The organism is Chitinophaga sp. GbtcB8, assembly GCF_019091455.1.
Classification (GTDB): Bacteria; Bacteroidota; Bacteroidia; order Chitinophagales; family Chitinophagaceae; genus Chitinophaga.
The window spans coordinates 84,974-97,118 of sequence record NZ_JAGXJN010000036.1; the positions used below are offsets into that span (position 1 = coordinate 84,974).

General features: G+C 47.0%; 10 protein-coding genes. All 10 read right to left on the bottom strand.

Annotated elements, in window-relative coordinates:
* Positions 1–178 precede the first annotated feature (178 nt).
* A complete protein-coding gene (locus KVT36_RS25205; protein WP_254640189.1) occupies positions 179–655 on the bottom strand; it encodes an NADH-quinone oxidoreductase subunit A in 477 nt (158 codons plus the stop codon).
* Between the two features lie 231 nt (positions 656–886).
* Positions 887–1,330, bottom strand: a complete 444-nt coding sequence (locus tag KVT36_RS25210; RefSeq protein WP_089919390.1) for a CBS domain-containing protein — start codon at positions 1,328–1,330, stop codon at positions 887–889.
* Positions 1,331–1,506: 176 nt separating this feature from the next.
* A complete protein-coding gene (locus KVT36_RS25215; protein WP_254640190.1) occupies positions 1,507–3,315 on the bottom strand; it encodes a glycoside hydrolase family 35 protein in 1,809 nt (602 codons plus the stop codon).
* Positions 3,316–3,448: 133 nt separating this feature from the next.
* On the bottom strand, positions 3,449–5,146 hold the full coding sequence (locus KVT36_RS25220) for a GMC oxidoreductase (RefSeq protein WP_217606214.1): 1,698 nt from the start codon (positions 5,144–5,146) through the stop codon (positions 3,449–3,451).
* 91 nt (positions 5,147–5,237) lie between these two features.
* Positions 5,238–6,935, bottom strand: coding sequence for a GMC oxidoreductase (locus KVT36_RS25225; protein WP_217606215.1), 1,698 nt, complete (start codon positions 6,933–6,935; stop codon positions 5,238–5,240).
* Positions 6,936–7,030: 95 nt separating this feature from the next.
* Positions 7,031–7,606, bottom strand: coding sequence for a gluconate 2-dehydrogenase subunit 3 family protein (locus tag KVT36_RS25230; protein ID WP_217606216.1), 576 nt, complete (start codon positions 7,604–7,606; stop codon positions 7,031–7,033).
* A 255-nt stretch (positions 7,607–7,861) separates the two neighbouring features.
* The gene (locus KVT36_RS25235) at positions 7,862–8,614 is read right to left on the bottom strand and encodes a murein L,D-transpeptidase family protein (protein WP_217606217.1); all 753 of its coding nucleotides are present in this window, start codon (positions 8,612–8,614) and stop codon (positions 7,862–7,864) included.
* Positions 8,615–9,061: 447 nt separating this feature from the next.
* Positions 9,062–10,189, bottom strand: coding sequence for a 4-hydroxyphenylpyruvate dioxygenase (gene hppD, locus KVT36_RS25240; RefSeq protein ID WP_217606218.1), 1,128 nt, complete (start codon positions 10,187–10,189; stop codon positions 9,062–9,064).
* A gap of 271 nt (positions 10,190–10,460) precedes the next feature.
* Entirely contained in the window at positions 10,461–10,880 is a 420-nt protein-coding gene (locus KVT36_RS25245; protein WP_217606219.1) for a clan AA aspartic protease, read from the bottom strand.
* A 93-nt stretch (positions 10,881–10,973) separates the two neighbouring features.
* On the bottom strand, positions 10,974–11,966 hold the full coding sequence (locus tag KVT36_RS25250; protein WP_217606220.1) for an aldo/keto reductase: 993 nt from the start codon (positions 11,964–11,966) through the stop codon (positions 10,974–10,976).
* Positions 11,967–12,145 lie beyond the last annotated feature (179 nt).

Here is a 12,145-nt window from a genome sequence, read left to right on the forward strand (position 1 = left end):
TCTGCGAACCGCCAAAACATTTATTACAAACGTAATTGACAATTCGTAATTGATTCCAATCCAGTCTGGCTGTAAAGAGGAGTAGAAGGCCAGTCTTTTTATTAGATCCGTGGAATAAATAAATACATCCTTTTTTTCAGATAGTCCTATATACTTTAATGTATTTTTTTCCGTAGTGTTAATGGGCCGGTTGCGGTGGCGGCAGCTGCATGTTTCCACCGTTAGCTGCTTTACTGCTGCTGCGCATTTTTTTATAGGCCCGCAATATCTTCTTTCCATCCGGTCCGAAATCCAGTGCGCCGTTGCGCCATTCATAGATCAATACCACTAATAAAATAAAGATAAATATACTTACGCCAATGTAACCAGCCCAGCCCAGTTCATCAAATGCAATGACCCATGAGATAATGAAAACAGTTTCAATATCAAAGATCACGAACAACATGGCAATAAGGTAAAATTGAGAAGGGAAGCGCAAACGTGCAGAGCCCGTGGAAAGGATGCCGGATTCATAGGCTTCACCAGTGGCACGGTCTTTATGATGCTGTCCCAGGATATATGAGAGTCCCAGGATGGCACCAACCAGTACCAGTACAATGGCCCCGAAAACTATAAAGGGCCAAACAGGAGCTGTTTCAATAACTGATTCTTTCAAGATACATCGCCCTCCAAGCGAACAAGAACTTTAAAAGTCAGTCTGTTAATCTGTCAAATAAACTACATGCTACGTATCTACTACTGTCTTACGGTAATGAATATGTGATATGAATGTACAAAAAATAATACAAACCACCATTTCAATTTAGATTTTAGATTTACGATTTTAGATTTGATCAAAGCGAAGCAGCTGATGTAAAATCTAAAATCGTAAATCCAACATTGCAAATCACGTATGGGTGCCGCTAATGTAGCTCTCCAGGTTATTGATAATGTAGCGCTGTTCATCAATAATGAACTTCACCACATCCCCAATGGAGATCAGTCCTATCAGCCGTTGCTGCTCATCCGTTACGGGCAGGTGGCGGATACGTTTATCCGTCATCTTTACCATACAGTCTTCAATAGAATCGTTTTCGCAGACCGTAATAGGGCGTTCGGTCATAATTTCCCGAATAGCAGTTTCCTTGGATGCCCTGCCTTTAAGGATCACTCTGCGTGCATAATCGCGTTCTGAGAAAACGCCGAGGAATTTACCCTGATCATCAACAACCATTAAAGCGCCAACATTTTTATCCACTAAAATTTTTAACGCTTCAAATACGCTGCTGTCCGGGTTAATGGAGTACACTGCATGACCCTTGGCCTGCAGGATATTTCGTACAGTTCCCATAACGAGGCCTTTTAAAAATGAAGAAATATGAAAAACCAGTTATTGTAAGTTAAGGTTTTTGTGCGGAAAAAGCAATACAGGGGTGAGCACGGCGTAGTTAGCGATTAGTTGTAAATTATTAGTGCCTGATTTTAAACAAAAACCAGGCACTAACAGGTATGTATCTATTAATAAAGTTATTCTAAGGTCCTGGCGCCGCTTACAGAGGCGGGGGCCGTCTGGTGCAGGTCAAACACCACAATTTCATTATTCCCCTTTTTCAGCCAGCTGGCAGGGCAATACAGGCGTGTTTGCGGACCTATATCCCAATAGCGGCCCAGGTTATGCCCGTTAACCCAGATCAGGCCTTTTTTAAGCTGGGTAAAGTCAATATAGGTGTCGCCCACGCGTGAGAGCTTGAACGTACCTTTAAAGAACTGCCCCGGTTTGGCGGTGGTGCCGCTGGTGGGATGCAGGTCCTGGATATATTTTTCCGTCATGGGCAGGCCAAACACGTCCCAGCTCATAAGCGTCATGCCATTCAGGGTTACCCGGTCAGTAATGCCTTTGCGGTCAATGATCTGCTGTGCAAAGTTGATACGGCCCATGCCTTCCACCAGTATTTCCAGCACCGGGTCTTTTACATTGCTCTTGGGAATTTCAATGCTGTTCTCTCCCAAACGGCGGTCTAATTTACCCATGTACTCACCGTTCAGGTAAATGGTGGCATAATCATGCAGCTCTGTGATGGTAAGCTTGCCGCTTTTATGACCCACCAGGGTAGTGCGGTACAGCATAAAACCATAATCCTGCGCATAGGCTTCAAATGGCTGCGGCTGTGCGGAATGCACTGCCTCCGGCAATTGCTCCCAGATGCTGGTAAAGGGTATCATGGGTACAGCCGGGAAGCTGATGGTGGGAATAGGCGCTGGTATGCGCGGCAATGCCTTATGCAGATGATTGCTGATCATTTGCCGGAATGCCATGTATTTGGCCGTAGCTACGCCCTGCTCATTAATAGGCGCATCATAATCATAGCTGGTAAGGTCCGGCTCATAACCTTTTCCGCCGGAATTGGCGCCGGCTGTATAGGCAAAGTTGGTACCGCCATGTATTACATACAGGTTGAAAGAGCGTTTATTATCCAGCAGGTATTTTACCTCCCGCAAAATGCCTTCTTTATCAGGCCGCGCCCATTGCTCGCCCCAGTGGGTTAACCATCCGGGGTAGGATTCGCTGCTGAAAACAGGTACATCCGGGTACAGGCTGCTGGTTGCCGTAAAATCAGCCTCAGATGCACCGGGATCGAGGCCTATAGCGGCGCCTGGCACAGTGCCGGCTTCCAGGTTAGGTTTGGCAGCACCATCTGCCGTATAAAAAGGCCCGGTAATACCATTCTGCACCCATAACTCTTTCAGGCGGTTCAGGTAGGCTTTGTCGTTGCCGAAACTGCCGTATTCATTTTCTATCTGCACCATTAATATAGGACCTCCGTTGGCTGCCAGCAGCGGTTTTACCTGGGCCGACAATGCAGCTACATACCGCTCTACGGCCTGCATGTAACGGGGATCCAGGCAGCGCACCTTAATATCCGGTGTACGCAGCAGGTAAGGCGGCAAACCGCCAAACTCCCATTCCGCACATACATAGGGGCCCGGGCGCAGTAATACCCACATTCCCTCCTGCTGTACCATTTGAATAAACTCCGCAATGTTATGATTGGTGCTGCTGAAGTCAAAAGTGCCCGGCTCCTGCTCATGGTAGTTCCAGAACACATAAGCGGCAATAGTATTACAGCCCATGGCTTTGGCCATTTGAATGCGGTGTTTCCAGTATTCTTTTGGAATGCGGGCCGGGTGCATTTCCCCGCTGATGATCTGGAAGGGTTTTCCATCCAGCAGGAATTCGGTCTTTGAAAGTTCAAAACTGTGTTTGTCCTGCGCATGAGCGCCCTGCATAACAACGCAGGCCAGCAACAACAGATGGCTCAGTAAAAGTGTTCTCATTGTCCTTGGTAAAAAATTAGGGTCAAAGTTAACATTCTGCAAAACGGATAGTAGAAAGGGTGAAAATACATGAAAAAGTGAAAGGTGAAAAATGCATTTGCTCCATTTTTCACCTTTCATATATACGTTACATTTACACGTTGCCTTTCTTCAGCTCTTTTACAGCATAATCACAGGCGCGGGCGGTAAGCGCCATATAAGTGATGGACGGGTTCTGGCAGGCGGAAGATGCCATGCAGGCCCCGTCTGTTACAAACACATTCTTTACGGCATGCAGCTGGTTCCAGCTGTTCAGCACAGAGGTTTTGGGATCGCGGACCATACGTGCAGTGCCCATTTCATGGATACAGTGGCCGGGAGGCGGCATATCATCATAGCTGCTGATGTTCTTTAAACCGGCAGCTGCCAGCATTTCTTTGGCGCTTTCCAGCATATCCTTACGCATGGCCAGCTCATTCTCCTTAAACTCACAATCAATATCCAGGGTAGGTAAGCCGTACTTATCTTTTTTGTCTTTACTAAGTGTAGCCTTGTTCTCATAATACGGCAGGTGCTCACCCCAGGAACCAATGCCCATACTCCATTTGCCAGGCTCCGTCAGTGATTCCTTCAAGGCTGCGCCTACACCTTCTGTACCATTACCACGGCCACGGCCTGCGCCGCCCTGGTAACCAAAGCCACGCACATAATCTTTCATTTTCGTAGCAGCGTTCACGTTACGGAAGCGGGGAACATAAATACCGTTGGGCCGGCGGCCTGCATTGTAGTACTGATCTTCAAAACCCTCAAACTCCCCATCTGCGCCTACGCCAAAATGGTGGTCCATCAGGTTATGGCCTACCTGCTCACTGTCATTTCCCAAACCATTCGGAAAACGGTTAGAGGTAGAGTTCAGCAGCACAAAGGTAGTGCCCAGGGTAGAGGCATTCAGGAAAACAATATTTGCATAATACTCTACGGTTTGCTGGGTATGCGCATCCAGCACGCGTACGCCGGTGGCTTTGCCTTTCTGCTCATCGTAAATTACTTCTGTTACAATACTATCCGGCCGCAGGGTAAGGTTGCCCGTGGCTGCTGCTGCCGGCAGCGTAACGCCGTTGCTGCTGAAATACCCGGTAAAGGGGCATCCGCGGTGGCACAGGTTGCGCGACTGGCACTGGCGCCCGTTCTGCATAGGTTTGGTAGCATGTGCTACGCGGCCTATGGTAATAATGCGGTCGTTATACTTTTCTTTGATCCGTGCAGCCACATGTTTTTCCAGGCAGTTCATTTCCATAGGCGGCAGGAACTTGCCGTCCGGCAGCTGCGGCAGCCCTTCTGCCTGGCCGCTAACGCCGGCAAAGGTTTCCACGTAATCATACCAGGGCGCAATATCTTTATAACGGATAGGCCAGTCTACCCCATGCCCGTCTTTTGCATTGGCTTCAAAATCCAGGTCGCTCCAGCGGTACACCTGGCGGCCCCACATCAGGGAACGCCCGCCTACATGGTAGCCACGTAACCAGTTGAATGGTTTGATCTCGTTATAAGGATTGTCCTTATCGTTTACCCAATACTGTTTGGAGGATTCGTCAAAGGCATAACAGCGGCTCTGGATGTGGTAGTTTTGCTTAACCTCGTTGGTAAGCTGCAGGCGGTGCGGAAACTCCCAGGGCGCCATCATGGCGGTGGTATAGTCTTTTACGTGTTTTACATCATTGCCCCTTTCCAGCACTAATGTTTTCAGTCCCTTTTCGCACAGCTCTTTGGCTGCCCATCCCCCACTGATCCCTGAACCCACAACAATTGCGTCATAGGTATTTTCTTTTACTGCTCTAATGTTGAGATTCATAGTTCAATGTGCAAATATGCAGATGTGCAAATATGCAAATGGATGATACTCTTCAATCCATCTGCACATTTACATATCTGCACATCTATAATTATATGTTTCCTTTCTTCATTTCCTTTACCGCGTAATCTACTGCACGGGCGGTAAGCGCCATGTATGTGAGTGAAGGGTTCACACAGGCGGCAGAGGTCATACACGCGCCATCTGTTACAAACACATTCTTCACGGAATGCACCTGGTTCCAGCCGTTCAGCACAGGCGTTTTAGGATCGCGGCCCATACGCTCCGTACCCATTTCATGAATGGCCGTGTCGGGGAAAGATCCGTTGTCAAAGGTATGGATGTCCTTAGCGCCGGCTGCTTCCAGCATTTCAGCGGCATCGACCATCATATCCTTACGCATCTTGGTTTCATTCTCAAAGAAACCTGCATCAAATTTCAGTACGGGTTGTCCCCAGGCATCTTTAACGGAATTATCCATGGTTACCTGGTTTTGCTCATAGGGCAGGCATTCTCCAAAACCACCCAGGCCCATGCTCCATGTACCGGGTTCTGTGAGCGCTTCTTTGAAATCTTTACCAACGCCCATTTCGGCAATACCCCGCTGCCATCCGCTGCGGCTGGCGCCACCCTGGTAACCAAAGCCACGCAGGTAATCGCGCTTATCACTGCCTATGTTGCGGTAACGCGGTACATAAATACCGTTGGCACGGCGGCCAAAGTAGTAATGATCGTCAAACCCTTCCACAGTACCGGAAGCGCCTGTACGAAAATGGTGATCCATTAAATATTTACCCAGCACGCCGCTAGCATTGCCCAAACCATTCGGGAAACGTTTGGAAATGGAGTTCATCAGCACAAAGGTGCTGCCCAGGGTAGAGCCATTCACAAAAATGATCTTGGCATAGAACTCTGTCATTTCCTTGGTGTGCTTGTCAATTACTTTTACGCCGGTAGCTTTGCCTTTTGCATCATCATAAATGATGGAGTTCACAATAGAATCCGGGCGTAAGGTAAGGTTACCGGTAGCCCTTGCAGCCGGCAGCGTAGATGACTGTGTGCTGAAGTATGCACCAAACGGGCAACCACGGCTGCACAGGTTACGGAACTGGCATTGGGTACGGCCGGGCAATGGCTGGGTAATGTTAGCCACACGGCCCATGGTGATCCTGCGGTCTTTGAACTTGGCCTCTACTCTTTTTTTCACTTCTGTTTCCACACAGTTCATTGGCATGGCAGGCATAAACTTGCCATCCGGCAGCTGGGGCAGCCCTTCTGCCTGGCCGCTGATACCGGCAAAGGTTTCCACATAATCATACCAGGGCGCTATATCTTTATAGCGGATAGGCCAGTCTACTGCAATACCATCTTTCAGGTTGGCTTCAAAATCAATATCGCTCCAGCGGTACGACTGGCGGCCCCACATAATGGATTTACCACCCACAATATCCGGGCGGTACCAGTCAAACCGTTTTACTTCGTTATACGGGCTGTCTGAATCTTTGATCCAGAACTTTTCGTTATGCTCGCTATACGGATAATCGCGTTTCAGTTTGGGATGCGTTTCCTTTTGCTCGTTAGTGATACGGCCGCGGTGCGCAAATTCCCAGGGATCTTTGGTAGCGGTATCATAATCCTTCACATGTTCCAGTGGTTTTCCGCGATCCAGCATCAATACTTTCAGACCTTTTTCTGTGAGCTCTTTAGCAGCCCATCCACCACTTACACCGGAGCCTATTACAATAGCATCGTATGTATTTTGCTCCTGTGCTTTTATATTCAGATTCATGGAATTTCAGTTTTTGAGAGTGAAATCAATAAAGCATCCGGCTGTTAGTATCGGGTTAATAGCTAATAGCCGGCAGTTAACAGCATGCAATTATATTACACGGCCCAGGCCTTATCTCCTTTTTTGTAGGGGATACAGCCTTCAAATTTACCGGGAACAGCTACATAACGCAGGGCTTTGGTAGCACCGGGTTCGGAAGTGAAGTAGCCTAACAGGGTAAGCTCTTTAATAAACTGGAAATAATGCGTGGGATCATCTTTCCCTTTGTTCTCCCGTTTATTATAAGCTACGCGTTCTTTATCAATCTCTGTTAACACTGCTGTTTTCTGTTCTGCAGTCAGGTCCACAAAGGCCTTTTTATACTGTTTGTTACTGGCTTCATCTATTTTCTTCAGACCATCCAGCAGGATCTGCTGATCTTTTTGCTCATAACAATCATTCATCATCGTAACGATGAAATCGTCAACCTTGGCCGCTTTTGCACCTGGCGTGCCGGTTTCCGGGATAATGGTTTCCGCTATTTCAGCTAGTGTGGATTTGGTTTCCGGCGCCTGCAGGGCATAGTTCTTAGGTGCAGAGCTTGTACAGCCATCCAGGGCCGCTAACGTGGAAGCAGAAATGGCGCTACCCAATAACAGGGCAACGTTCTTGATAGCATCTCTTCTGTTCATAATAGTAAATTGATTTGACCTTTCGGCTCAAGTTTTGAAAAAAAAAGCAAAAAACAAACACCGTCCGTAAAATAATCAATAATGGATAATTAAGTACTACTAACCTTTTTTAGATGGCCGGCCGAAAATTCCAGTACATTAACAATTTTCATAACATGCACTCCCCTATCAAACAGCCTGAACCATAAATAAGAGAGCGGCTGTCCCTCTCCAGAACAGCCGCCCTTATATTAATTGTTAATTCTTAATTATTCATTACATCACGTACTTCCCTTTATTATCCACCAGTACCACCGGCAGGCGGTGATGCTTTTCAAAATAGTCGTACGCCGTTTTCAGCTCTACCCAGAACTGCTGGGAGCTGTTATCTGTTAAGGATACGCCGCCCAGGTAATCCATAGAGCGGGTATTGCCGAATTTAACAGGGTATACATGTACCGGGATAAAATCCTGCCCGGCGTTCTTGGCATTTACCGCCAGGATGTACACTTCCTCAATAAATTCGTCTGTTAAGGGAATACAGCCAATAGTGAGGCAGCTGCCATGAATATAAATTTCACCCCCTGGCTTTTTTGCATCGCTTAATATTTTATCAGAGTAGTTGGGATAGTTTAATCCCAGTGACAGGTGATAATTGCTGTTAGGATTAAAATCGTTGATGTAGTAGAATCCTTCCGGTACCTGCCGGTCGCCTTCCTTCCGTTTAGGCCCCATTTTGCCGGAGAGGGTGCAAACCCGGTATGATTTAAACAGGCGGAAAGTATCACTGGCGCTGTTCTTTACCCAGATCTCCAGCTCACTGTCCAGCTTAAAGGAACGCAGGAAAATGTATTTGGCCGGGTAGGTGAGCCCTTTTTTCTCAAACTCTTTCTTCAACACTTCCTCTTTTTCGCGATACGCCACGCCCACCTTGGGAAACAGCTTCTGGTTCTCCAGGAACGACTGTTGCGCCTGGGCCGCCACAGATACACTACACATCAATAATACCGCTACAATAATCCGCTTCATATACTTTTAAAAAGAATTTTTAACCATATATACCCTTAACCGGGTCATTTTAATCCCTTGGATAGGTTTAAATATGCTAACACGAACAATAATAGTGCAAAAATAATATATATAACAATACCAATTTTGCGATTTACCAGCTTAATAATATAGTGGTTGTGGCCCTCGTAAATAAGATAAGCTGTAATGGCTTGAAATATACCCCCTAACAGGAACAAGATACCGAATAATGTTTGTGTCCTCATAAAACAAACGTGCTATCGTTGTGGATTATTGTCAAAATTACGAGGGTATGGGCGGATGTGCAAGTAAAGGGTGTGCTGAGATGCTAAAGGTAAGTTAAAATACTGCTGCAGAGCCGTTGGCGGGAACAGGGAGGTGACAGGTAAGCCCGCCAGAACATTGAAAATTAAGGGCTGGCCTTCAGCCAGCCCCTATCCTATTTCATCAGAGGTTGCCTCTACGCTCCTGTTCTCTTTCTATGGATTCAAAAAGCGCTTTAAAGTTGCCCTTGCCAAAGGATTTGGCGCCCTTACGCTGTATGATCTCAAAAAATACAGTGGGGCGGTCCTGGATGGGTTTAGTGAAGATCTGCAGCAGGTAACCTTCTTCATCCCGGTCAACCAGGATGCCCAGCTCCCGCAACGGTGTAAGATCTTCGTCAATATGCCCTACCCTTTCCAGCAGCTCATCATAATAAGAGCTGGGCACGGTCAGGAACTCTACGCCACGGCGCTGTAATTCGCCTACAGTATGTATAATATCATTGGTGGCAATAGCTACGTGCTGTACGCCGGGGCTGCCGTAAAAATCCAGGTATTCTTCTATCTGCGATTTCTTTTTGCCTTCGGCCGGCTCATTGATGGGGAATTTCACACGGCCGTTGCCATTGCTCATTACTTTACTCATAAGGGCTGAGTATTCCGTGGAAATGTCCTTATCGTCAAAAGAGATCAGGTTATGAAAGCCCATGGTATTGCCGTAAAAGCTTACCCAGGTGTTCATCTCGTTCCAGCCTACATTACCCACGCAATGATCTACATACTGTAAACCGGTATCAGCGGGGTTATACATTGTTTTCCATTCCTTATAACCGGGCAGGAACAGGCCTTTGTAGTTTTTGCGTTCTACAAAAATGTGCACCGTATCGCCGTAGGTATGAATGCCGCTGCGCACCACTTCCCCGTGTTCATCTTTTTCCACCGTAGGCTCCATAAAGGGTTTGGCGCCTCTTTTCACGGTTTCTTCAAAAGCAGCACGGGCATCATCTACCCACAGGGCCAGCACTTTAACGCCGTCGCCATGCTTTTCTATATGGCTGGATATTTCATTGCCGGGTTTCAACGGTGTGGTAAGCACAAAACGCAGCTTGTTCTGTACCAGCACATAGGAACAGCGGTCGCGCATGCCGGTTTCAGGGCCTGCATAGGCCACAGACTGAAAGCCAAAAGCGGTTTTATAAAAGTGAGCGGCCTGTTTGGCATTCCCTACATAGAATTCAACATAGTCGGTACCATTCAGCGGTAAAAAATCCTGTGTATTGTTATTTACCACAGGAGCAGTAGCTGTATGCATATATGAGCGGATTTTAGAAAGTTTTGGTGTATGATGATCGGTTTATGAATGCGGGTGTATGAAAACGCCTGCAGGCATGCAATACCGTTGGAGTAATAGCTCAGAAAAAAATAAATGATAAGGGAAATACTACCCAAAGGCAGCTGCTGCCGGCTATTAAGCCGTTAACGAATCCATGGCCAGGGTAGCCATTAAAAAGTAGTATGTATGCAGGTTGTGCATGAGATTGTTGCTAATGCAAGTATACGAAAGTATTTGGGATTAGCGGGGATTATTTCATTTTCATTTGGGCAAAATAAGGATGGTCCGGATTCACGATCAGTTCCTGGCGCTGTGGATGTATCAGCACATCCATGTCTTCCAGAGGAATAGCACCCAGCAAAGGTTCAGAATCACCGGGTAATACCATTGCCCTGCAGGTGGTTTGCCGATTCTTAAAACGGATCTCTACAGGAGCCACCACATCATACTCAACAATATGGCCGTTAGCTAACTGCGCTTTCCTTTTTTCTACAACGGGCAATTGTAGCTGCTCTTGTATGTTTTCATTGATAGCGAGCATATAAGAACCAGTATCTACCAATGCATTCACCCACATCCGTTTCACCTCGTCCTTATCCATATAGCCACGGCGAGCTAATTCCAGGTCTCCACCGTTTATTAATTCTATATCTGCGTAAACTAATCCCATAATTACAAATATAAGCATTTATAAAATTGATCCTATAACACAAAAACGCCCGGAAAGTTCATCACTCCCCGGGCGCTCAACTCCTTTCCTCCCCTACACCAGCTGCAGCTTATATAACCGCTCATTAATATAATCTATCTCCTCAGCGCTCAGCTTCACATTAATTGCTTTTGCATTCTGTATGGCCTGGTTCGCATCACGTGCGCCTACCAGCGCTACTGTAATGCCCGGCCTTTCAATGGTCCAGCGGATCACTAATTGCGCCACCGTAGCACTCTTGCTTTCCGCCATAGGCCGCAGCTCATCCAGGAAAGCATTAATGCGGGTAATATTTTCTGCCTGGTAAAACCGGTTGCCTTCACGGGTATCTCCTTCATTAAAAGAGTGCCCTGGTTTTATTTTACCGGTAAGGATGCCTCTCTGCAGCGGGCTGTAAGCCAGTATGCCGATCTTGTTCTCTATACAATAAGGCACCAGCTCTTTTTCAATACTTCTTTCTACCATGCTGAAAGGCACCTGGTTGGAGGCCAGCTTTACCACGCTATTGGCTGCTTTAGTTTGTTCAACATTATAGTTACAAACGCCTGCTTCGCGGATCTTGCCCTGTTCTTTCAGGCGTAATACCGCTTCATAGGTTTCTTCAATGGGCGTAGTTACATCTGCCCAGTGAATTTGCAGCAGGTCAATATAATCAGTACCTAAGCGCTTCAGGCTGTCCTCACATTCCTGGATCACGCTTTCCTTGCCGGCATATTTGTAAATGTCAATGTCCTTACCGCTGTTATCCTTGCTTTTAAAGGCCAGCGTACCTTTGTCCAGGTCCCAGCGCATGCCGAATTTGGTCAGGATCTGCAGCTGATCACGCTTCTGGCCTTTAATGGCTTCACCTACGATCTCTTCACTCAATCCCTGCCCGTAAATAGGCGCCGTATCAATGGAGGTTACCCCGTGATCAATAGATACCCGGATCGCTTCCAGCGCATCCTTACGCTCTGCGCCGCCCCACATCCAGCCGCCAATGGCCCATGCGCCAAATGTAATAGCGGATACTTTTAAATTGCTCTCTCCTAGTTGCCTGTATTCCATATGATGATTGATTTAGAGGGTACCAAGATAAAAGAAATATTGAATAGTAACCCTACTCCGACCAGCTCATTACATACTGCTTATCCTCAATAGCCAGCGCTTCTTCTGTGATCTGCAAGGGGTGGAAAGTATCTACCATCACGGCCAGCTCTTTTGTTTCCTTTGCACCAATACTTTTT